This is a genomic window from Psychromonas arctica, assembly GCF_036697365.1.
In the GTDB taxonomy this organism is placed as follows: domain Bacteria; phylum Pseudomonadota; class Gammaproteobacteria; order Enterobacterales; family Psychromonadaceae; genus Psychromonas; species Psychromonas arctica_A.
Window position 1 is genome coordinate 289,247 of the sequence record NZ_JBAHZA010000003.1, and the last position, 24,145, is coordinate 313,391.

At 37.0% G+C, this 24,145-nt stretch carries 22 protein-coding genes and 1 riboswitch; of the genes, 14 read left to right on the plus strand and 8 right to left on the minus strand.

Annotated elements, in window-relative coordinates:
• Positions 1-473: 473 nt before the first annotated feature.
• Positions 474-971 carry a fasciclin domain-containing protein gene (locus V5290_RS05355; protein WP_333382612.1) on the minus strand — a complete coding sequence of 166 codons (498 nt, stop codon included), beginning with the start codon at positions 969-971 and terminating at the stop codon, positions 474-476.
• Between the two features lie 271 nt (positions 972-1,242).
• On the opposite strand from V5290_RS05355, the gene V5290_RS05360 reads away from it, so the two are divergent.
• From V5290_RS05360 to V5290_RS05415, 12 genes are all read left to right on the plus strand, one after another.
• The gene (locus V5290_RS05360) at positions 1,243-2,061 is read left to right on the plus strand and encodes a TIGR01459 family HAD-type hydrolase (protein WP_333382678.1); all 819 of its coding nucleotides are present in this window, start codon (positions 1,243-1,245) and stop codon (positions 2,059-2,061) included.
• Between the two features lie 286 nt (positions 2,062-2,347).
• Positions 2,348-3,325 (plus strand): porin, encoded by a 978-nt coding sequence (locus V5290_RS05365; protein WP_333382613.1) that lies wholly within the window; start codon positions 2,348-2,350, stop codon positions 3,323-3,325.
• 153 nt (positions 3,326-3,478) lie between these two features.
• Positions 3,479-4,078: a DUF2057 domain-containing protein gene (locus V5290_RS05370; RefSeq protein WP_333382615.1), complete on the plus strand. Its 600-nt coding sequence runs from the start codon at positions 3,479-3,481 to the stop codon at positions 4,076-4,078.
• A 139-nt stretch (positions 4,079-4,217) separates the two neighbouring features.
• Positions 4,218-4,334, plus strand: a riboswitch (TPP riboswitch).
• Positions 4,335-4,401: 67 nt separating this feature from the next.
• The gene (gene thiD, locus V5290_RS05375) at positions 4,402-5,292 is read left to right on the plus strand and encodes a bifunctional hydroxymethylpyrimidine kinase/phosphomethylpyrimidine kinase (RefSeq protein ID WP_333382617.1); all 891 of its coding nucleotides are present in this window, start codon (positions 4,402-4,404) and stop codon (positions 5,290-5,292) included.
• 1 nt (position 5,293) lies between these two features.
• On the plus strand, positions 5,294-6,085 hold the full coding sequence (locus V5290_RS05380; RefSeq protein WP_333382618.1) for an ABC transporter ATP-binding protein: 792 nt from the start codon (positions 5,294-5,296) through the stop codon (positions 6,083-6,085).
• The gene (locus V5290_RS05385) at positions 6,078-6,875 is read left to right on the plus strand and encodes an ABC transporter permease (RefSeq protein ID WP_333382620.1); all 798 of its coding nucleotides are present in this window, start codon (positions 6,078-6,080) and stop codon (positions 6,873-6,875) included. The genes V5290_RS05380 and V5290_RS05385 overlap by 8 nt, the downstream gene beginning before the upstream one ends.
• 59 nt (positions 6,876-6,934) lie before the next feature.
• Positions 6,935-7,885, plus strand: a complete 951-nt coding sequence (locus V5290_RS05390; protein WP_333382622.1) for an ABC transporter substrate-binding protein — start codon at positions 6,935-6,937, stop codon at positions 7,883-7,885.
• A gap of 55 nt (positions 7,886-7,940) precedes the next feature.
• Positions 7,941-8,621 (plus strand): TenA family protein, encoded by a 681-nt coding sequence (locus V5290_RS05395; RefSeq protein WP_333382624.1) that lies wholly within the window; start codon positions 7,941-7,943, stop codon positions 8,619-8,621.
• Positions 8,618-9,424, plus strand: a complete 807-nt coding sequence (gene thiM / locus V5290_RS05400; protein ID WP_333382626.1) for a hydroxyethylthiazole kinase — start codon at positions 8,618-8,620, stop codon at positions 9,422-9,424. Before V5290_RS05395 ends, thiM begins: the two co-directional genes overlap by 4 nt.
• A gap of 18 nt (positions 9,425-9,442) precedes the next feature.
• Entirely contained in the window at positions 9,443-10,075 is a 633-nt protein-coding gene (gene thiE / locus V5290_RS05405) for a thiamine phosphate synthase (RefSeq protein WP_333382628.1), read from the plus strand.
• A gap of 279 nt (positions 10,076-10,354) precedes the next feature.
• A complete protein-coding gene (locus V5290_RS05410) occupies positions 10,355-11,242 on the plus strand; it encodes a LysR family transcriptional regulator (protein WP_333382630.1) in 888 nt (295 codons plus the stop codon).
• A 143-nt stretch (positions 11,243-11,385) separates the two neighbouring features.
• Complete coding sequence (locus V5290_RS05415; protein WP_333382632.1) at positions 11,386-12,066, plus strand: DUF3334 family protein; 681 nt, start codon at positions 11,386-11,388, stop codon at positions 12,064-12,066.
• 139 nt (positions 12,067-12,205) lie between these two features.
• Here V5290_RS05415 and V5290_RS05420 read toward each other — a convergent pair whose 3' ends face one another.
• The 4 genes from V5290_RS05420 to V5290_RS05435 form a co-directional block, all read right to left on the minus strand.
• Positions 12,206-13,678, minus strand: coding sequence for a hypothetical protein (locus tag V5290_RS05420; RefSeq protein WP_333382634.1), 1,473 nt, complete (start codon positions 13,676-13,678; stop codon positions 12,206-12,208).
• Positions 13,679-13,882: 204 nt separating this feature from the next.
• Positions 13,883-14,551 carry a response regulator gene (locus tag V5290_RS05425; protein WP_333382636.1) on the minus strand — a complete coding sequence of 223 codons (669 nt, stop codon included), beginning with the start codon at positions 14,549-14,551 and terminating at the stop codon, positions 13,883-13,885.
• Positions 14,552-14,569: 18 nt separating this feature from the next.
• Positions 14,570-15,964 carry an ATP-binding protein gene (locus tag V5290_RS05430; RefSeq protein WP_333382638.1) on the minus strand — a complete coding sequence of 465 codons (1,395 nt, stop codon included), beginning with the start codon at positions 15,962-15,964 and terminating at the stop codon, positions 14,570-14,572.
• Positions 15,965-16,463: 499 nt separating this feature from the next.
• Positions 16,464-18,692: an NADP-dependent isocitrate dehydrogenase gene (locus V5290_RS05435; protein WP_333382640.1), complete on the minus strand. Its 2,229-nt coding sequence runs from the start codon at positions 18,690-18,692 to the stop codon at positions 16,464-16,466.
• 307 nt (positions 18,693-18,999) lie between these two features.
• On the opposite strand from V5290_RS05435, the gene V5290_RS05440 reads away from it, so the two are divergent.
• A complete protein-coding gene (locus V5290_RS05440) occupies positions 19,000-19,692 on the plus strand; it encodes a pseudouridine synthase (RefSeq protein ID WP_333382642.1) in 693 nt (230 codons plus the stop codon).
• Between the two features lie 191 nt (positions 19,693-19,883).
• On the opposite strand, the gene murI is transcribed toward V5290_RS05440, so the two are convergent.
• Positions 19,884-20,699 (minus strand): glutamate racemase, encoded by an 816-nt coding sequence (gene murI / locus V5290_RS05445; RefSeq protein WP_333382644.1) that lies wholly within the window; start codon positions 20,697-20,699, stop codon positions 19,884-19,886.
• Between the two features lie 265 nt (positions 20,700-20,964).
• Here murI and trmA point away from each other — a divergent pair, with 265 nt between their 5' ends.
• Positions 20,965-22,074, plus strand: coding sequence for a tRNA (uridine(54)-C5)-methyltransferase TrmA (trmA, locus tag V5290_RS05450; protein ID WP_333382646.1), 1,110 nt, complete (start codon positions 20,965-20,967; stop codon positions 22,072-22,074).
• Positions 22,075-22,192: 118 nt separating this feature from the next.
• Here trmA and V5290_RS05455 read toward each other — a convergent pair whose 3' ends face one another.
• Together V5290_RS05455 and V5290_RS05460 are read right to left on the minus strand one after the other, a co-directional pair.
• Entirely contained in the window at positions 22,193-23,113 is a 921-nt protein-coding gene (locus V5290_RS05455) for a dienelactone hydrolase family protein (protein WP_333382648.1), read from the minus strand.
• Positions 23,114-23,284: 171 nt separating this feature from the next.
• Positions 23,285-24,130 carry a prephenate dehydratase gene (locus V5290_RS05460; RefSeq protein ID WP_333382649.1) on the minus strand — a complete coding sequence of 282 codons (846 nt, stop codon included), beginning with the start codon at positions 24,128-24,130 and terminating at the stop codon, positions 23,285-23,287.
• Between the last annotated feature and the right edge of the window lie 15 nt (positions 24,131-24,145).

A 24,145-nucleotide genomic window follows, 5' to 3' on the forward strand; every position in this document is an offset into this window, starting at 1 on the left:
TTATCTTTATGGCATTTACAACAAAGGCGGCTATTTTAAACAAGTAAATATATCAGTATTCTGATTGCTATAACCGTGACAATAACTGAGTAGACTAAACAATCTTATTATTCGCTAAACCTCAATCCCAGAAGCTTTAGCATTTAAGCGTCATTTAACGGGCCAGAACAAGTTATCAAGATATGATTCTCAAAGTTGGACTACTGTATTAATCCTAATTCAAGTATCCCACTTATAACCATCTTGTTACTTTACTTAACTTAACTTAAAGCAGTGAGCTAAATGTTCTTGGTAGAAGAGGATTAGTCCAAAGAACTTAATTTAAAAAGTAAGTTAATGCTTACTAAAGTTAATGATATTGATATTGATATTGAAATTGATACAAAAAAAGGGATAACTTTCGTTATCCCTTTTGGTTTAAAATCTTAAGACTCAATTTAAGAATTAATTTTACTCAGTGTGGAAAAGGTAAATTATTTAGGCATTAAAACCGTATCAACAGCATGAATGACACCATTACTCGCTTCAACATCTGCAGTTACAACTTGTGCATCGTTGATCATCACTTTGCCGTCAACAACTTTGACCATTACAGATTGTCCTTGGACTGTTTTTGCACTGTCAATTTTCATTACGTCAGATGCAGTCACTTTGCCCGGCACTACGTGATAAGTCAGCACAGCAACTAGTTTATCTTTATTCTCTGGCTTCAATAACATTTCAACCGTACCTTCAGGTAGTTTTGCAAATGCTTCATCTGTAGGAGCAAATACTGTAAACGGCCCCTTGCCTTTCAGTGTATCGACTAGTCCAGCTGCTTTTACTGCTGCAACAAGCGTTGTGAATGAGCCATTTTCCGATGCCACGTCGACGATATCTTTGTGCATACCATGATGAGCAGCTTGCGCCACAGACGTGAAAGTAAAACTAGCAATTACAATTGATAAGGTAGTGATGAACTTCTTTAACATAGTATTTTCCTTTTATTGGACTGTAGAGTGTTATCTCGAAATGTTCAGATAGTTTTACGCGCCTTGAAACAAATAAGATCAATTTTAATAGATAACTAATTTGATGATTTTTATATTTCCATTCATTCACTATTACTATTTTTTAAAAAAATATTGCTAAAAAACTACTACTATCACTATTTATTCAACTCTATAAGCAAGCATAAAAGCAGTATACAATGCTAACTTGCTTGTATTTTCGTGTTCAAAAAAAGGAGCTAATACTGTGGAAATGATTGCCGGTTTAAAAGATATTATTGATAAATTTGACACTTTTATTTTGGACCAATGGGGAGTATTACATAATGGTGGAGAAGCTTTTCCAGAAGCAATTAACGCGTTAAACCTATTAAAAAAACATGGAAAAAAAGTTGTAATTCTATCAAATAGTGGAAAAAATAGTGTTTTTTCCTACGACCGCCTCACTGAATCAGGGATCAGCCGTGACCTGTATCTAGATGTCCTCACTTCTGGCGACCATATGCGTGATAATTTTAACTCTGGAAAATTTAAAGCGCTTGGTCAACAAGCCTTACATTTCCAATGGGAAGAAGATGACACTGTACTCGAAGACTGTGGAGTACAATCGGTAAAAGCAGAGCAAGCCTCTTTTGTATTATGTTGTGGGGTCGACAGGGGTAATGTTGAAGCTTATATGGATGATTTAACTATCGCCTACCGTAAAAAATTAGAGTTAGTTGTAAGTAACCCGGATCTTGTCGCCATGACACCTGAAGGTAATTTAAAAACCTGTCCAGGGGCAATTGCCATGGCTTATCAAAAAATGGGCGGAAAAGTACATTGGCATGGTAAACCACAAAAAAGAATCTACGATATGTGTAAAACGCTAGTCGGAGGGTGGGATAATGCCGTTGCGGTAGGTGATAGTCTAGAGCATGACATTGCAGGGGCAAATGGCGCTGGCATTAGTAGTTTATTTATCACTAGTGGTATTCACGCAGATAAAATATCGGGTCAAGATAGTATTGAAAAATTAGCGAGGCAATACAAAGTATCTCCGGATTTTTATATCGACTGGTTTAAACAATAAATCTCATTTTTATAAAAAAACAACATTTACAATAGGCGTAGACGATAATTTTAAAAATATAAATTTTAAAATTAAAAATTGTGACCCCGGTCACCATAAAGAGCTTCATTTGTTAGTTTTCTGTGAATTCTAATAAAAATATCTATAGATTGTGAGAGTGATTTAAAAGGACACGGAAAGTCTACATTTTTGCAGGAAGCATCTAACACATCTTCCTGCTTACCTAAATAATAACATTTAAATATGACAATTTTTAAATGACTCTAAGAAAAACAGGAAAATGAATATGACATTCAATAAATACCTACTTGCTATCACGTCTAGCGCAATTATCTCTTCTCCTCTTTATGCAGCAACAGTTTACAAAACAGATTCTCAAGAGTTCAATGTTGGTGGTCGAGTTGAAGTACGTGGTGGCCTTACAGATGGAGATTACTCTGACGCATCACGTGTACGTTTAAATGTAGACGGTAAAAATAAACTAAACGACAACTTAACCGTATTTGGCCGTTACGAGTTTGAAATTACTGAAAACGAAGATGATAATGAAGCTAACCTAAATACTCGTCACCTATACGTAGGTGCTGATACACAAGCAGGTTCATTCATTTACGGTCACCAAGTTAATGCGGTAACTTACCTAACTGATTTTACCGACCAAGCTGAAACATTCAGTGGTTACGTTAATGAAAACACGGTAACAACAGCTGACCGTTCAAAAAACACATTACGTTACGTTTACACTGCTGATGCGTTAACTGTACAAGCTTCTGCAACGCAAAACGCAAATGATAATGCTGATGGTTACGGTTTAATGGCTGCTTACAAGTTTAGCCCTGAGCTTGAATTAGCAGCGGGTGTAGCAACAAGTGATCAAGAATACGGTAACGGTACAGATACTGATGATTCAACTTCATACTTAGTAGCAGCTAAATACACTAAAGGTAGCGTTTACCTATCGGCAATGGGTATGGCAGGTAATATTTCAGCAGAAGGTACTGAAGACTCAGACTTCGTAGCTGCTGATGCCTTTGCAGCTTACTACTTTGGTGAAAACCAAGAGAACGTTGTAAATGCAAGCTACAGCTACTACTCAGCTGATGACATTGATGAATTAGAAACAAACTTTGTTGGTGTTGAATATGCTCGTTATATGGGTAACTTTGCATTATTCGGTAGCTACAAGATCGCACTAAATAACGATACATCAAGCGGTAACGGCCGTGAAAATGAGTTGCTAGTAGGTGCTCGTTACGGTTTCTAAGCCATATTGATTGAAATATATGAATTCAAAGCACTCTTATGAGTGCTTTTTTATGGTAAGTTAAAAACTGAATTCATGAGTGAACCTTATCTTCTCAAATACATAACTCAATCTAAGCCACATCCTTCCTTTTAGATAAAATGAGCATTAAATATGAAACTATTGAATTTTATGAGCCTTGCCTTGATCAGCATTTTAAGCCAACAAGCCTTCGCTGCTATCAATTTAACTGTGCCTTCTCAAGTAACGTTAAAAGTTGTTAATGGTAAACAAGCCGAACAGAAAACCTCATTAACATTAAAAGATGGAACAAACCAAATTGCTTTTGAATATGAAGGTAATTACCGTCAAGGCGGTGAGGTTAACTACTTCACTACAGATACATTAATAATCACCTTTCAAGGTAAAAACCAAGATTATACAATCAGCTTACCGACACTTCGATCAGCAAGACAAGTTGATCAATTCAACGCACAACCTGAAATCATCATCACAGATATTAACGGTGAAGCCGTTCCCTTCGAACAAGGTAAGTTAATGAAGAGCGGTATTCAATTTAACCGAGACTTAGTTGCTGAAACGGTTGCTTATAATCAAACAGACAAACCGGCTTCATTACAACAACCGGCGACAATTATTGTTCCTGCCAATGGGCAAACTGAAGGTGATGTTGCAGGACAGATGCTAGATTACTGGTATAAGAAAGCTGATGAAAAAACACGTGCACAATTTAAAGCACGCATTAATCAATAATTTTTCTCTATTTTGCGCTCTACTTAAATAAGTAAAGCGCAAACATACACGACTACGCACTCCAAAAATTTACACCTTTCAGGTAACAAAGCACCATATGTTTCATTGCACTTTCATTCAAACTTGTTATGATTTAAAACACTTATAGTCGGGGAGCCGAAGGCTGAGAACGCATGCGATATCTACTTAGATTGCATCGATACCCGTTGAACCTGATACAGTTAGTACTGACGCAGGGAACTATGTAAATACCTACCATAGTGCATCTTTGCACATATTAGGGTTTCTCATATAGTTCCGATGGCGTTGAAATCGGAGCAATGATGGCCAATAACAACCTCAATACTCAATTTTTAGATTCAGATAACATATCTTCAACTTATTCCGAGGTGCCGATTGTACTAACAATCGCAGGCTCAGATAGTGGTGGCGGCGCTGGAATTCAAGCAGATATCAAAGCTATTTCAGCCACTGGTAGTTATGCATGCTCTGCGATAACTGCAATCACAGCACAAAATACGCTAGGTGTTTCTGGTATCTTTCCAATTCCACTAGAGCATGTTGAAAAACAATTAGACGCAGTGTTCAGTGATTTAAATATCGTAGCAGTCAAAGTAGGTATGCTAGCTGATAGTGACATTATTCGCTTGGTAGTTAAAAAGCTTAAACAATATAAGCCTCAATTTATCGTAATTGACCCTGTCATGGTGACCACTAATGGTGACTTGTTATTAGAAAAATCAGCCATACAAACATTAAAATCTGAGCTATTTCCGTTAGCCGATATTATTACTCCTAACCTACCAGAAGCCGCCGCATTAATTTCTGACAGTACATCCTATAATCTGCCTGAAACAACGCAACAAATGCAAACAATGGTTGAAGGGCTACGTCAATTAGGTGCTAAAGCAGTATTATTAAAAGGTGGGTATTTACAGCAAGATGAATACAGTGCTGATCTATTAATTTTATCAAACGTAGTTCAGCAACTAACAGCAAATCGAGTTCATACTAACAATAACCACGGTACAGGCTGTACCCTCTCATCCGCTATTGCCTCTTACTTAGCACAAGGCTACTTATTATCAGAAGCGGTGCAAACCGCAAAAGATTATATTACTCAGGCATTAGTACATGCAGATCAGCTCTCTATTGGTAAAGGGCGTGGTCCAGTGCATCACTTTTATCAACAACAGAACGATAGTGGTTGCTAAAATGGCCTTAACCACTAAAGATGTAAATACTTTACATTCCCCTGTTATCACCATTAAAGATGGGGCTTTACAGTACCAACAAGATGCTCAACCTGTATTAGCAGAGCTAAATATGGAAATGCCAGCCAAGAGCTGGACTTGTATTTTAGGACGAAGTGGCTGTGGTAAAACCACCCTATTACGCTACTTGGCTAATCTGCTAGCAGATAAAGTGCAATGGTCAGGCAAATTATCCACCAGCAATAATACTCCCCTTCGCACACAAGTCGCATATATGGCTCAACAAGACCTATTAATGCCTTGGCTAAACGTATTAGATAATGTGTTACTGAGTGATAAATTTTCAAAAAAGACTCAACACACCCCATCAAAAACTCAGCAATATGAAAAAGCACTCACATTATTAACAGAGGTAGGATTAGCAGATAAAACCCAAGAATTACCGCAAAATTTATCAGGAGGAATGCGACAACGTGTCGCTTTAGCCAGAACGTTAATGCAAGACAAACCAGTGGTATTAATGGACGAACCCTTCTCCGCTTTAGATGCAGTGACACGCTATAAACTTCAGAATCTAGCGCATCAACTATTAAAAGATAAAACGGTTGTACTTATCACTCATGATCCTTCAGAAGCAATTCGCTTAGCAGGTCAATTATATATTCTACAGGGTCAACCTGCTGTTGCCTTTTCATTAACACTTCCAAAAGCGCAAACACCGAGAGAGTTGAATGCAGAAAGCGCAATATTACAACAACAAATTATTCAACGCTTAGAGCAAGATTATGAATAAAGTACCAAATATTAGAACCTTAAGTAGTGGTATTAATCGTTCGGAGAAGCTATTGCACAATATCTTAAGAGTAGCGTTTACTTTATTAATATTATTAGTGGTTTGGCAAGCAACGGTACTGTTGTTTAAGTTGCCTAATTTCATCTTACCTGAACCTTTATCTGTCTTTGAGCGTTTAATTAGTCGTATTGATATTTTGCTTAAACACAGTTGGATAACCACACAAGAAATTGTATTAGGCTTGTTATTGGGTTTATCCATGGGGTTGTTTTTTGCATTACAGATGCTCTTATTTAAACCGGTAAGACGTTGGTTATTACCTGTTCTTATTGCCAGCCAAGCGATCCCTGTGTTTGCTATCGCCCCTATTTTGATGATCTGGTTAGGTTACGGTATTGCATCAAAAATAGTCATGGCAGCTATCATTATTTTCTTCCCTGTGGTGACTTGTTGTTACGACGGATTAAAGAATACACCAACAGGTTACTTAGATTTAGCGAATACCATGCAAGCGACTAAATGGCAGCTATTACGCCATATCCAACTTCCAGCTTCTCTCCCTACATTGGCTTCAGGGATTCGAGTCGCAGTGGTAATTGCCCCGATTGGCGCTGTTGCGGGTGAATGGGTTGGATCTAGTCAAGGCTTGGGATATTTGATGTTACAAGCTAACGCACGCATGTTAATTGATGAAATGTTTGCCGCGCTATTTATTTTGTCGGCAATCTCAGTCGCACTCTATTTCATCACAGATAAATGTTTAAACAAATTAATACCTTGGCAAATTTAGTTACATAAAACACAGTCCATTGAATGGATCTATATTGGAATAATAAGGAAATACCTGCAATGAAAAAGCAATTTTTACTAGCATCACTGACATTACTGGCAACATTATTTACACAATCAGTATTTGCACAGGATAAAAAAGTCACGCTAATGTTAGATTGGTTTGTTAACCCTAACCATGGGCCAATAGTTATCGCTCAACAACGAGGCTACTTTAAACAACAAGGCTTAGAAGTCGCCATCCAAGAACCCGCTGATCCAAGCCTTCCACCAAAACTGGTAGCGGCAGGTAACTTAGACTTAGCAATAACTTATCAGCCAAACTTAATTATTGATATTGCCGAAGGTTTACCATTAGTTCGTTCAGCAACTTTAATCGCAACCCCACTAAATACTTTAATGGTGTTAGATAATGGCAAAATTAATACACTAAGTGACTTAAAAGATAAAAAAGTCGGTATTGCAATTTCAGGCAGCGAAGAAGCAATTATTGGCAAAATGTTAGAAACAGTAAACCTAACCTTCAATGATGTAGAAATAATCAACGTTGGCTGGGCATTATCAGCTTCTCTAGCATCAGGTAAAGTAGACGCTATTTGGGGTGGACTACGTAATTTTGAAAGCAACCAATTAGCGCTAGAAGGTTTTAAATCAAAAGCTTACTTCCCAGAAGAGCACGGCGTTCCAGCTTATGATGAATTAATTTTTGTTGCTAATGCTAATAATTATGATGCAGCCATGATCAAAGCCTTTAACAAAGCATTAGAACAAGCAACTATCTATATCACTAATCACCCTCAAGCGGCATGGAAAGAGTTTGTGAGTTATGCTCCTGATACTTTAGATAATGAACTTAATAAACGCGCTTGGAGAGATACTCTTTCTCGTTTTGCATTACGCCCTTCTGCAGTAGATCTAACCCGTTACGATGATTACGCTCAATTTATGTTTGATAATAAACTAATCAAAAAACTGCCTAAGGCAAAAGACTACATGCCGACCTTTGAATAATGCTTGAAGCACCTTCAAGTAGTAATCTTCACTAAACAGATTAAATGGGACAACAATGAATCATAAAGATTTAATTAAAGCTTGCCAAGATGATTGGCAAGCTTATACAAAACACCCTTTTGTTTTACAGCTGGGTAATGGCAGCTTAGCTCAACCGTGTTTTTTACATTATTTGAAACAAGATTTTTTATTTTTAAAACAATACGCACGTGCTTATGCACTCGCTATTTATAAAGCAAATACATTAGCGGATATGCGTAAAGCGCTACCTAGCGTGCATGCATTATTAGACTTTGAAATTAATCATCATATTACTTACTGCCAAGATTGGGGGCTAAGTGAAGCTGATTTAGAAGCCGAAGATGAAGATTTTGGTACCGTAGCCTATACGCGCTACGTATTAGATGCAGGTATGACCGGTGATTTAGTTGATTTATACGTTGCACTCGCTCCTTGCTCGATTGGCTATGCAGAGATTGGTCGTTTTTTAGCAAAAGATGACAACACATTATTTGAAGGTAATGAATTTTCTAGCTGGATCGATCTTTATAGCGGTGATGAGTTTCAGCAAAGCATCGTCGATAGCACACAACATTTAGACCAACTATTAGCTGATATTGATATTAACAGCAAGCGTGGCCAACACCTTGTCAAAGTGTTCAAAACAGCAACCAGAATGGAAGTCGCTTTTTGGCAACAAGGATTAAATGCATTAAGTGAAGGGGAACAAAAATGAGCTCAATTCAAGAAAAACAACAATTGATCACCAATGCGTTACTAAGCTTGCGTAAACAAAAGCCCTTAGTGGTCAACATCACCAACTATGTAGTGATGAACAATACCGCCAATGCGTTACTGGCAATTGGTGCATCTCCTATTATGGCTCACTCTCGCCAAGAGTTAGCTGAAATGATGTCTTTCAGTGGCGCATTAGTCATTAATATTGGCACCTTAGATAGCCAATGGATACCCCGTATGCAATACGCCGTAGAGCAGGCTAATGCGAATAATAAACCTGTAGTATTAGACCCAGTAGGTTGTGGTGCTAGCACTATACGCACCGAGACTTCACGTCAAATTGCAGCGCTCGCCAAACAACTCATTATTCGTGGTAATGCCTCTGAAATCATTGCATTAGCTGGTGAACAGGCAACAAGTAAAGGTGTGGATGCATTAGATAGCAGTGAATCTGCAGTAAATGCGGCACATTACTTAGTAAAAACTTATCAATGTAATGTAGTTATCTCAGGTGAAGTGGATTACATCATCGGCGAAAATAGCGAAATACAACTACATAATGGTCATGCCATGATGCCTTATATCACAGGAATGGGTTGTAGCTTAAGCGCATTGACCGGTGCCTTTGCTGCCATTGGTGAACACACAGGATTAGCAGCAGCTGCTATCCTTAGTATTGCGGGAGAGCTAGCAGAAAAAAAATCTGCTGGTCCAGGTAGTTTACAAATGAACCTGTTGGATATGCTTTATCAACTTGATACTGAAATGATCACACAGCATCTCAAGCTAACCATCAATTAAAGATACCAAGGAATAAACATGAGCCCGTATCGTTTATATTTAGTGACAGACGACCAGCAAAATTTAAGCACATTAATAAAAGTGGTCGAAGCAGCCGTTGCGGGCGGTGTAACCATGGTACAAGTGCGTGAAAAAGGCGACAATATTCAGTCTTTTATTAATCGAGCTAAAGCCGTTAAACAAGTTTTGCAAGGGACTCAAGTGCCCCTCATTATCAATGATCGTGTTGATGTTGCTTTAGCGGTTGATGCCGATGGGGTACACCTTGGGCAATCCGATATGCCAGTAAAACTAGCGCGGAAACTGATTGGTTCAGAAAAGCTATTAGGTTTATCCATAGAGAATGACCAACAGCTGCTTGAAGCGAATAATCTACCATTGGACTATATAGGGTTAAGCGCTATTTTTGCTACTCCCACCAAAACTAATATCAAGAAGCAGTGGGGAATACAGGGCTTAGAAAAAGCAATGCAGCTGAGTCAGTTTCCGATTGTTGCCATTGGAGGTATCAACCCAACTAATTTAGATCATATTATCGAGACTGGAGTCGATGGTGTCGCCTTAGTCTCCGCTATATGTCATGCAACATCACCACAACAAGCGGCTGCTGATTTATTAAAGCAAATACAAGCAGCTACACCTCACCATTAAACCTTTTTAGGGCAGGTTAACGTTAACGTTAACGATTAATCTGTCACTGCAAAACTAATATACCAATTATATTAAGTGAATGATCTAAATTTTGCGTAGGAAAAATGACTTAGTTTAAGGCGTAAATTGAAATAAATGGTTGTTCCCTTTACGAAATTTACAACGAAGAAATAAGTCATTTTAACAAGTAAAATAGATCAGTTAATTAGTATGATTGGTATTATGAATAACTTACACTGTAGCTCATATCGTTAAGCTAATCATAACAATGAGCGCATTATGAATATCACCTTAAAACAACTGCATGTTTTTATCACCATCACTCAAGAAAAAACCTTAACCACAGCGGCGGATAAACTGTTTTTAAGCAAACCAGCGGTTAGTATGGCGTTGGCTGAGTTAGAAAAGCAGCTAGGTCATAAATTGTTTGAGCGTAAAAATAACCGTTTATTGATTAATGAAATGGGTAAGGCTTTACTGCCTTTAGCGGATGAACAATTAGAGCGTAGCAAAGCAATTATTACCCTATTTGATAGTCATAATTTCCAAGGTAAATTACGCATAGGTTCGAGTAATACAGTCGGCAACCACCTATTACCCATTTTACTGTCACAATTCAGACAAGTAAGTGCGCACCAAGATCAATTTATGTGTATTGATAACAGCACCAGTATTGGTAACCAATTGATTGATTATGAATTAGATATAGCCTTGGTTGAAGGTTTACTTATTGATAAACAATTACATGTAGAGAAGTGGCTTAAAGATGAAATGGTGATTGTCGCTCATCCTGAGCACCCTCTCATAAATCATAAACTCGTGACAATAAATGACTTGCATGATCAACACTGGGTTCTACGTGAGAAAGGCTCTGGATCCCGACACTTTTTTATTGACCACATAGGTCAACACTTAACGAATCTTGATATTGCTTTTGAGCTCAGCAGTACAGAAGCCATTATCAATTGCTGCGCTTCTGGATTAGGTGTTGCCTGCATGTCTAAAACAGCTGCTCGTCATGCACTCAATGATCGTCGTGTAGCAATATTGCCTATTAATATTGATATGTCTCGTGATTTATATCTAGTGTGGCATAAAGAGAAATACCAAAGCCCAATATTGAAAGAGTTCATCGTTTATTGTCAGGATTGGTCTTTACCAGAGTAACGTTTCTAATAATTAATGCTTTAAACTAGATGTAAATCGATGTTTTATAAAGAAATAAACATAAACACTACCTATATTTGAATAATAGCCTATGCTCTATTAATAATTTTAATAATATTATTCTTTAGGGACATTACAACGCTATGGCTAGAACTAAAACCATTACCACTGACGATATTTTATTAGTCCTGTGTAACTCAATGAAATCCGTATTAAGCAGCGCAACCGGCCGATCAGTTAATTACTCAGGTATGGTACAAAAAATTAACAAGACATGCTTAAAACCAGACATTGGTTGTTTTGTCTTATTTGATGGAGGATTTTCAGGTCTGGTGATTCTAAACTTCAATGCTGCGGCTGCATTAGAGTTATATACCGATTATATGACCAACATGGGACTCCCAAAAGATGAACTAGCAACAACACATACTGCAGATGAAGTCAGCGATGTGATGGGAGAGTTAATGAACCAAATGGTCGGTGACTTTACCGGCGTAATAGGCCATGAATTACATACCTCTATTACCCAAAACCAACCTAAAATGCTCACCATCAACAAACAAGTATTGTTATCAATTGACACAAACTTAGATCGACCTCAAGCTCGTCGTGTAACCTTTACAACGGCTAACAATAATATCTTCTACCTTGAACTAGCGATGGATAAAACTGAATTCATTAAGCTACCTAACTTTGAAGAGCGTGAAAAGTTCGATATTGATGCCTTATTTGATGAAAAACCAAATCCCCCTGAAGAAAAAACTGAAAGTCACGTTAACAAGCCAGCCGCTGACGATGACTTATTAGCCGAGCTAGGCCTTTAAATTTTAACTTATAGCAATTATATTAAAATAGAGCAGTTAATTAGTGTGATTGGTATTAAAAATAATAAACTAAAAAAATGCCCAAGGAGTAAACTCCTTGGGCATTTTTATGTACTATTAATTAATGAATGAAAACAGATTACTTAGTGCTTTTCATTTCACCTTTATGTTGTAAAAAGTTATTAAACTCAACATTAGTAATTTTACCATCAGCATTCGCATCTAACATGTCAAATGTTGGGCGCTTTTTGCCTTTATGCTCCATGATAACTTTTGCATCAATTTCTTGTTGTGTGATTTTACCATCAGCATTGCTATCTAACTTATCAAAACCTTTTAATAAACGACCTTTGGCTTCATCTTTAGTAATTGTACCGTCATTATTTACATCAAATTTTTCAAGGCTTACTTGGCGGTGACCTTTACCTTTATGCATTTTCTTAATGAGCTCGAATTCAGCGGATGTAATTTTACCATCAGAGTCTGTATCAATCTTATCAAAGCCTTTTAATAAACGTCCTTTAGCTTCATCTTTAGTAATAGCACCATCATTATTGGCGTCTATCTTATCAAAGCTAGGTGTTTTATGGCCTTTACCTTTGTGCATTTTTGAAGCTGCTTTTAGCTCTTGTTTAGTAACATCACCACTGTTGTCGGCATCAATTTTATCGAAGTTTTTCGCTAAATGACCTTTGGCTTCATCTTTACTGATCACACCGTCACTGTTGCTATCCATTTTCTCAAAGTTAGGTTTTTTATGACCTTTGCCTTTGTGCATATCAAGCGCAGCTTTCAACTCAGTTTTAGTGATATCACCGCTTTTATCTGCATCAATTTTGTCAAAGTTTTTCGCTAAGCGACCTTTGGCTTCATCTTTACTGATCACACCATCACTGTTGCTATCCATTTTCTCAAAGTTAGGTTTCTTATGGCCTTTTTTACCTTTATGCATCTCTTTAATTTTTGCAAATTCAACTTCAGAGATTGAACCATTATCATCACTATCTACTTTATCAAAGTGTTTTAACAACATGCCTTTGGCTTCACTTTTAGAGATAGTGTTATCGCTATTCACATCTACATCAGAGAAATCTAATTTATGATTTCCACCTTTACGCATGTTTTCCATTGCGTTGTATTCAGTCGTTGATAATGAACCGTTTGCGTCGCTATCAATTTTATCAAAGTGTTTAGCTAAACGCCCCTTTGCTTCATCTTGAGTGATAGCGCCATCTTTATTTGTATCTACTTGTGCAAACTCTGGTTTTTTATGCTGTTTGCCTTTATGCATAGATTTTGCTGCATCAAATTCAGCTTTCGTAATTTCACCATCATTGTTAGCATCAAAATCGGCAAATTTAGGTTGCTTACGTTCTTTTTTCATTTGCTTTAATTTATCGAACTCAGCTTTTGAAATTGAACCATTTGCATCTGCATCTACTTTATCAAAACGCTTAGCTAATTTTCCTGTTGCTTCTGATTGGCTAATTTCACCGTTGTTATTGCTATCAAAACTTGCGAAGTCTTTATTTGAAACTGTGTTTGCTGAAGCCATTGTTAGTGAACTTGAAACGATTAATGCAACACTGCTTAACATAAATAATTTTTTCATATAAACCTCTTTTTGCTTTAGTAAGAATGGCTCTGTTCTGAGCCGATGTAGAGATAATAGATAAGCAATGTGCAGGAAATATGGATAAATTAAGGAGTTAGGGTTTTTCTTAATATTTTTAAGAGATATATGTTGAATGGTAGATTAAAAGTAAGATACGGCTGTAGGTGTTCGCTTTAAACAGCAGACACCTACACGAACGACTTAAAGTGCAAACTTATATCCAACACCATAGATAGATTGAATACAATCAACCTCGGCATCGATATTTTGTATCTTACGACGCAGGTTCTTAATATGACTATCAATGGTTCTATCTGTTACCACACGGTTATCAGAATAGATTTGCGACATTAATTGCTCTCGGCTAAATACTTGGTCTTTATGCTGATGGAAATGCGCAAGAAGACGGAATTCAGCACGCGTTAAGCTCACCTCTTGCCCTTTCACCAATACTTGCATAGTGGATTCATTAATACTTAAAATTTGCTCAAAGGCTTTTGTATCGTCACTCGCTCGTCTTAATATATTCTTTACTCGGACAACCACTTCGCGTGGACTGTAAGGCTTACAGATATAATCATCAGCACCTAGTTCTAAACCAATAAGACGATCAATTTCATCAACTCGCGCCGTGGCCATCACCACAGGGACATCACTAAAAGTGCGTAATTCACGATATATATCTAAACCATTTGTTCCTGGCAACATAAGATCTAAAATCAATAGGTCAATAGGATTGTTTTTAAGCCATTCAATAGCCTGGCTACCATCGTTAATTACATCGGTCACAAATCCCGATAAACTTAGATACTCACTTAGCACTTGTGCTAAGGACTCTTCATCTTCCACAATTAAAATACGTTGTGACATAACAGTTCCTTTAAAAAATTATTTTATTGAGATAGGCAGATGAATAGTAATCGCTAGACCACCTAACTCTGAATGACTTGCCAACATTTTGCCATGATGAGCTTTAACAATTGTTTGGCAAATAGATAAACCTAACCCAGAGCCACCACTTAAACGACTTCGCGACTCGTCGACTCTAAATAAACGTTCGAATAATTTAGGTAACGCATTATCTGGTACGCCAGGTGCGCTATCTTCAATACGAATTTGCATGGTGCTTTTATCTTGAGTGACTTGCACATTTAAAATGCCAGGGCCATCAGTGTAACGTAAGCTATTCTCAAATAAATTAGAAAACAGCTGAGTTAAAGCTTTACTATCTCCGGTGATGGTATTAATCGCACTTTCCTGGAAGTAGTGTTGCAGCTGAATTTTTTTCTCTTGAAAACGTAATTGATATTGTAAGCAATTATTTTCAATTAAATTTTTAATATTAACGGATTCGGTTAAATCAAATTGCATACCTGCGTCAGATAATGACAGTTGATATAAATCATTAACCAACTTATTTAAGTTTTGTACTTGGTAATGCAAAGAATCAATATACTTAGGCTCAGGCTTACGAATGCCATCCTGTAACGCTTCAATTTCACTTTTTAACACAGAAATAGGCGTACGCAGCTCATGGGAAATATCAGCTAGCCATTGCTCTCTGGTTTCCTTTTGTATCAATAAACTTTGGCTTAATTCGTTAAAGCGCATCGATAACGCAGCTAATTCATCTTCGCCATCTATTTCTATTTGAGTCTGATAATCCCCTTCTTGTATTGAACTAGTTGCATCTTCTAAACGCTTTAAAGGGGTTAATAAATGACGTACTAATAGCCAAGAAAGAACAAAGGAGATAAGTGTCACCCACAACACAATCCACATTAAATTATATTTTTGTTGTTGGTGAAAAGTGCTTTCTAATACTCCTGGTGTAATGTCGCGCTTTAGAGTAGCTACCCACCCTACTATTTTTTGATTGTACTTAATCGGTACTTTAATTAGCTCATCATCACCAATGGCAATATTCTTATTCCATAATGGCGTCCAATTATTATCAAACACAGTAATACGTTTCAACAAACGCTTGATATATCGAGAACGTGATTTTTGAGGCTCACTATTTCCCTCTGTAGGTCGGGCAAAAATACGACCAAGAATAAATTGTGCAACTTCTGGTGTTAGTTCATTCCACCCTTTATCTTCAGAATAGTAGGATGATAAATTTTCAGACACTAAGCGTAGCTTGCGCTCTTCACCATGGTTTAAATATCGTTGTAAACCCTGTTGAAAACTATCATCAATCAAACTTGCGATACCCACTACCATCAAAGAGCTGATAAGTAGCATAGAAAACAAGATTTTTTTAAACAAAGTAAGACGCATCAAGCACCCTCAAACAGTAAAAATAAACAAAGTATAAGGTAGACTTACCTCATAGCTGAATTCCGATAATATCACTTTTATAGAACTAACAGAAAAATCACATCAAAAAGGATGTATAACCTTCTTTATTACAGAGCTTGTTTAAAAGTAAAAGTTCTCACTTCAGTAAATAATACCAATCACACTAAGTAACTGATCTATTTTGCTTGTTAAAATAACTTATTTGTTCGTTGTAACTTTCGTAAATAGAACAACTATTAAAGAATTAACATCTTTTGGTTAATTCTCCGATAGACTATTAACGAAGTTAATCGTCGAAAGGCTTAAGTTACGCCTTAAACTAAGTCATTTTTCCTGCGCAAAATTTAGATCACTGATTTAATGCAATTGGTATAAAATGATTTCAAACGAAGGGCAAAAAAAAAACCATCAAGCAAATCACTTAATGGTTTTTATACGATACAACTTAGAATTGCATCAAATAATATTATTGAAGGTGTTAAATATTATCGACAGCAGCATTCAATGTTTTACTTGGACGCATAGCAGCAGTTACTTTAGCTGGGTCAGTATGGAAATAACCACCTAAATCAACTTGAACACCTTGTGCATCATTAAGCTCTTGTACAATAACAGCTTCATTGCTTAATAGTGATTCAGCCAATGTCTTGAATTGAGTTTGTAGTTCAAGATCTTTAGTCTGTGTAGCAAGTGCTTCCGCCCAGTACATAGCTAGATAGAAGTGACTACCACGGTTATCTAATTCATTCACTTTACGTGAAGGAGATTTATCTTCTTTCAAGAACTTGCTGTTAGCTACATGCAATGCTTCTGCTAAAATAACAGCTTTCTCGTTACTTGTTTTAGCCGCAATATCTTCAATTGATACCGCTAATGCTAAAAATTCACCTAATGAATCCCAACGTAAGTGATTTTCTTCAACAAATTGTTGAACATGCTTAGGAGCAGAACCACCAGCACCAGTTTCAAATAAGCCACCACCAGCAAGTAATGGAACAATTGAAAGCATTTTAGCACTTGTGCCTAACTCTAAGATTGGGAACAAATCAGTTAAGTAATCACGTAATACGTTACCCGTTACAGAGATAGTGTTTTTACCTTCTTTAACACGTTGTAACGATAACTTACATGCATCAACAGGTTTTAAAATTTGGATATCTAAACCAGTCGTATCATGATCTTTTAGGTATTCATTCACTTTAGCGATTAAGTTTTTATCGTGAGCGCGATTTTCATCTAACCAGAAAATAGCTGGTTGGCCTGTTGCTTGAGCACGACTAACAGCTAAACGAACCCAATCGCGAATTGGAATGTCTTTCGCTTGACACATGCGCCAGATATCACCTTTCTCAACATCGTGAGACATCAATACATTACCTGCAGAATCAATTACTTTTACAGTACCCGCTTCAGCAATTTGGAATGTTTTGTCATGCGAACCGTATTCTTCAGCTTTTTGAGCCATTAGACCAACGTTTGACACGTTACCCATAGTTGCTGGGTCAAAAGCACCATTTTCACGACAGAACTTAATTGTTTCTTCATAGATACCTGAGTAACAACGATCTGGAATCAATGCTTTAGTATCTTCAAGTTTACCTTCTGCATTCCACATTTGACCGCTAGAACGAACCATAGCAGGCATTGATGCATCGATGATCACATCACTTGGAACATGTAAGTTAGTAATACCTTTATCAGAGTCAACCATTGCAAGGTTTGGACGAGTTGCATAAACCGCCGCAATATCAGCTTCTACTTCCGCTTTTTTATCAGCTGGTAAGTCAGCTATCTTAGCGTAAACATCACCTAAACCATTTCGCTCATCTACACCTAACTCTTTAAATAAGTCTGCATGTTTAGTAAATACATCTTTAAAGTAAACCGTTACAGCGTGACCAAACATGATTGGATCAGACACTTTCATCATGGTTGCTTTAAGGTGTAAAGAAAGCATGATGTTGTTCTCTTTTGCTTCCGTCATCTCTTTTTCGAAATATGCACGTAATGCTTTTGCACTCATGCGAGATGAATCAATAACTTCATCTTTTAATACTGGTGTTGATGCTTTTAGTACTGACGTTTCACCAGCAGCATTCGTAAATTCAATTTTCACGTCGTCATCTTGACCTAATACAACTGATTGCTCAGAACTGTAAAAATCACCATCAGTCATGTCTGCAACGTGTGATTTAGAATCAGAAGACCATTTACCCATACGATGTGGATTGTCTTGTGCGTATTGTTTTACTGCATCAGCAACACGACGATCTGAGTTACCTTCACGTAATACAGGGTTTACTGCACTACCTAATACTTTTGCGTAACGCGCTTGTGTATCTTTCTCTTCGTCTGTTGTTGCAACTTCAGGATAAGCTGGTAAATCAAAACCGTGCTCTTGTAATTCTTTAATTGCCGCTTGTAGCTGAGGAATCGATGCACTTACATTCGGTAATTTAATAATATTTGCTTCAGGTGTTTTAGCTAACTCACCTAATTCTGCTAATGCATCAGCTTGCTGTTGATCTGCTGGCAGTTTATCCGAGAAGTTAGCAATGATTCGACCAGCTAAAGAAATATCACGCGTTTCTACAACAATGTTTGCAGCTTTAGTGAAGGCATTAACAATCGGTAAAAGAGAGTGAGTTGCAAGCGCAGGTGCTTCATCTGTTTGTGTATAGATGATCTTTGCTGATTTATCTGTCATTTTATTTCCTTTAACAAAAATTTATGAAGTGAATTAATCTTGTAAAAAATGTTATCAATTTGTTACGTAAAATAATCAAGCCGATATCATATCGAAAAAAACAAAATTATCTAGTTTAGTGCTCTTATCTCAACGGCTTAAACGTGACTTCGATCACCATTTATGCACTATATATGTTACAGCAAAGTAACAAAACGACCAAGAACACCGTTTTTTTGATAACACTAAACATACCATTTAATCGCCACACTGCGTGAATGTTTTATCTGATATACTTATCCTTTTTCAACTGTGTTAAGGAACATAAGTGACTCAAGCTCCCTTCAATAAAGATAATAAGAATGCCAAAACAGGTGAAAATAAACGTAAACGCCCAACTAAAAAACCAACTCACTTCAATGTAAAAAAATCTGCACATAAAACCTTTGTACCTAAAAAAGTTATGCCTAAATCGATGCAGAAGATTGTATTATTTAACAAACCATTTGATGTGTTGAGCCAGTTTACGGATGAAGGCAACCCTGATGCCTTACGTGAAACATTAAAAGATTATATTGATATTCCTAATATCTATGCAGCAGGACGTTTAGATAGAGACAGTGAAGGTTTATTAGTCCTCACCAATGACGGTCAATTACAAGCTGAAATCACTCAACCCGGCAAGAAAACAGCGAAGATATATTGGGTACAAGTAGAGGGAGCACCTACTGAAGCAGATTTAGATAAACTACGTAAAGGCGTCACTTTAAAAGACGGGTTAACTCTCCCTGCAAAAGCAAAAATAATGGATAACCCAGACATTTGGGAGCGCTACCCACCAATTCGAGAACGCGCCAATATTCCTACTACCTGGTTAAGCATTACCATTACCGAAGGGCGTAACCGTCAAGTACGCAGAATGACCGCGAATATTGGTTTTCCTACTCTACGCCTAATTCGCTACGCCATTGGCGATTGGACTATTAAAGGCTTAGATAACGGAACTTATAAAGTTTTATAGCAGATGACTAATCATTATAAGCAGGCATTTTAGTCTGCTTATACCGATTACACCAAATACGTTATTTAAATTTTTCGCTGGAAAAAATAGTTCAATTCAAGCCGTAAATGGCAAGTCTCTTTGCGAAATTTATAACCAGAGATCGCTGTTTTAACAAATTAAAGAGATAAGCTACTTATGGTGGATTGCTATTATAATTCGCAACAAGCTAGTGAACTAAATCCATACTTAGTAAAACTATTACTTAATGAAGCGAGGTGTTGAGTATTATTGAAAGCCTTAGTGTAAAAGGCTTGATGAGGTTCCTTAGCAAAAGGAAGACTACCATCCTTTACGTCACATAATAACTGCTTCACTCTTAATGCAATTGCTTCTCCTGAATCCACTAAATTGACCGGCTTTTTAAAGCATTTTTGTATTTCAGGCTTTAATAACGGAAAGTGGGTACAACCCAGTACTAAGGTATCCGGCATAGCGGTTTGTTGATTCAACCAAGGTGCCAAAATAGTAAGTAACTCTTCTTGATCAAGTGTTTTACCCTTCAACTTATCTTCTGCTAACTTAACTAACTGAGTGGAACCAATACTTAGTACGGTTTTACCTGCAGCAAACTGTGCGATTAATTGGTGTGTATAGTCACGGGCAATAGTACCTGGGGTTGCCAGTAAACCAATGACATTATTACGAGTCACCGCACTAGCGGGTTTAATCGCAGGCACGACTCCAACAATTGGAATGCTAAAATGTTGTCGTAATGCTTTTAGCGCAATGGTGCTGGCTGAATTACAGGCGATAACAATTAATTGTGCGGGATACTGTACTAAAAAATCAGTCAATAATTGAGTAAGACGAGCGACTAATTGTGTTTGCTTTAATTCCCCATAAGGAAAATAAGCATTATCAAATAGATACTGACATTGGATACTTGGATTTAGCTTAATTACCTGCTCAAAAACAGACAACCCACCAACACCAGAATCAAATATAAGTACACGTTTCACAGACATTAACTAATTCCCTAAAGAAAAAAACTATTTTATACCAATTATATTAAATAACGGATCTAAATTTTATATAAGTTTAGGCTTCAAATTGATGTGTTTTAAAGAATTAGCCAAAACGATTAACTCTCTAATGACTATTTGTTCTAGCAAACTTAAACAAATAAAAGATATAGCCTAGCCAAGTTTAACCACCTGCTTTAGAATGCCCCTCCATTTATATGTTATTGAAAGAATAGCGCCAAAAAAGTAATAAAATACAGAGGTAGAAATGAGCATAGAATTTGTTGATCCGGATAATTATGAATCACAATTAGACGCTAAAAAAACACAATTTAACCGCCTTTTTTCAACCTTTGAATTACCTGAGTTAGAGTGTTTTGCTTCACCAAAAACACATTATCGCATGCGCAGTCAGTTCCGTGTCTGGCATGAAGATATGGATCTGTATTTCTACATGACAGATCAAGAGACACGCCAACGTATTCGTGTCGACCAATTCCCACCTGCAAGCGAATTAATCAATCAATTAATGCCTAGACTAGTTGAAGAGCTTAAAGTATCTCCTATTCTTCGTTATAAGCTGTTCCAAGCGAATTTCTTATCCAGTATGAGTGGCGAAATCATGGTTAGCTTCCTTTATCATAAAGTATTAGATGATGAATGGTTAACGGAAATTAAAGCACTCAAAGAGCGTTTATCTAGCGAATTTAAGGTTAATTTCATTGGTCGAGCACGTAAGCAAAAGCTAGTTGTAGATCATGACTATGTGATTGAAAGACTTCAAGTAGATGGCCAAGAGTTAATCTATCAACAAGTTGAAAATAGCTTTACCCAACCTAACGGAAAAATATCTGAAAAGATGTTGGACTGGGCAATTGAGTGTACTCGCAATAGTGAAGGTGATTTACTAGAGTTGTACTGTGGTAATGGCAATTTTTCTTTAGCTCTAGCTAAAAACTTCGACCGCGTTTTAGCGACTGAAATATCAACACCTTCCGTTAACTCTGCTCAATACAATATTGCCGCAAATAATATCGACAATGTTGCCATTGTACGTATGTCTGCTGAAGAGTTTACGCAAGCTATTAACGGTGTGCGCGAGTTCAACCGCTTAAAAGAGAAGAAGATTGATTTATCAAGTTACCGATGCAACACCATTTTTGTTGATCCGCCTCGTGCAGGATTAGATGATGAGACGGTGAAGATGGTACAAACCTATGACAATATTATGTACATAAGTTGTAACCCTGAAACATTAAAAGCGAATTTGGAAGTCTTTACACAAACGCATGACATCAAGCGTTTCTCTTTATTTGATCAGTTCCCTTATACGCACCACACAGAAGCTGGTGTGTACTTAGTTAAACGAAAAGATTAAACAATACTAACTGAATGAACATGCAAAAAGGGCTGAATAGATCATCTATTCAGCCCTTTTTAATGATGCCCATTATATTAAATGAATGTAATGGGCATTAAGCCTGCCGTAAACTGACTTAAGTTAACTGTGCATTAAAGAAGTCGATACTTCTTTTCCACGCTAATTCCGCCATGGTTGGTACATATCGTGCTGTTGAATCATTATGGAAGCCATGGTTAGCTTTCTCATACATAAACATCTCATAATCCACACCATACTTTTTCAAGTCTGCTTCATACTCAGGCCAGAATGCATTAACTCTTTTATCTAACTCAGCAAGTTGAATAACTAACGGTGCTTTAATGTTTTTTCTTAATTCAGCTGACGCTGGAGTACCGTAGAAAGGGACGCCTGCATCTAAAACATCAGGCACTTTAGCGGCTAACATATTAACAATATAGCCACCAAAACAGAAACCAACTGCACCTAGTTTACCAGTACTTGATGGGTGTGTTTTTAGGAAATTAGCAGCAGCAATAAAGTCTTGTTCAATCTTTTCTTTATCAAGCGACTTTTGCATCACTTTACCTTCATCATCATTGCCTGGGTAACCACCTAACGGATATAAAGCATCCGGTGCAAAAGCGATAAAGCCAGCTTTAGCTAAACGGCGAGCAACATCTTTAATGTAAGGATTTAAACCACGGTTTTCGTGAATAACTAAAACGACCGGTAATTTACCCGTAACAGTTTTCGGCGTTACAAAATAACCTTGCCCTTCTCCGTGTCCATCGGGAGATGAAAATTTTTCGTAAGTAGCAGTAATATCATCATCATTGAAAGATACTTGTTCTGCTAATGCATAATTAGGGGTTAAGGCGGTAGACATTGCAGCTAGGGTAACTCCTGCCCCAGCAATACCAGCCAAACGTCTTAAAAAGGTACGTCTATCAATATCGCCGTGTGCATATTCATCATACCAATCAAAAGCTTCCTGTGGTATTTGCACTGTGCTTTGCTCTTCTGTTACCGATTTTAACTGTGTAGATTTAGTCATATTAACACTCTCATCATTTAAAATTTATTAGAAATAAAGAAACGATCGTTCAAAACATAACTATTTTTTGAGCAAGTGTAAATTAATTAATAACCATAAAATAAGTGTGACATATTAACAAAAAGACAAATATTTCACCTTTTAAATTAAAAAAAGGAGCGTATACAGCGGTTAATTAAGCGCTTTAATATAAGAGCCGATCACTGTGACGTCATAGGATGACTGTATTTCAGCTAAGGCTGTAGCGATATGTGGGTCTTCTTGGTGACCATCAATATCGATAAAAAAGTGATAATTACCGATTTGAGAACGAGTAGGACGAGACATTATAGAGGTTAAATTTACTTTCTGTAATGCAAAGGCGCTCACAATATTACCTAACACCCCAGGACAGTCTTGTTTGTTATTCACCACTAAAGTGGTTTTATATTGTTTATCTGCGATGCGTGCTTGGGGTGTTTCTGACAATACCAAAAAACGAGTTTGATTATTCGCATAATTGGTCACATCATTATTAATGATATTCGCATCTGCAGCATGAGAAAGTGCGTGTTGAGGAATAATCGCTCCGGCTTTGTTCCCATGCTTTTTGGCTAATACCAACGACTCAATATTACTCTGAGTGTTATGAATTTTAACTCCCTCTAATCCATTAATAAACTCTGCACACTGACCATGTGCAACGAATTGTACATAAAGGTCAGTGAGTTCAGACATTTCCTGGCAAAAACCCACAAATGAAAACTGAATAGGCAGTAATAACTCTGAAATAACTGATAGTTTAGTATCTAATAATTGGTCTAGCACTACCTGAACATAACCTTCAGATAGATTTTCAATAGGTAAAACACCTAACTGACACTCTTTACCTACAGCCTGAAAAGTTTGGGTCAATGTTCCATAATATTTAATATCAGCTGTTTGTACTGGTTGTTTGGCTTGTATCGCTTGAATATATCGCTTTGTAGCTAAATCGGAGAATGTATCTTTAGGGCCAAGCGTTGCAATAGTGAGCATAAAGTACCGAGAATA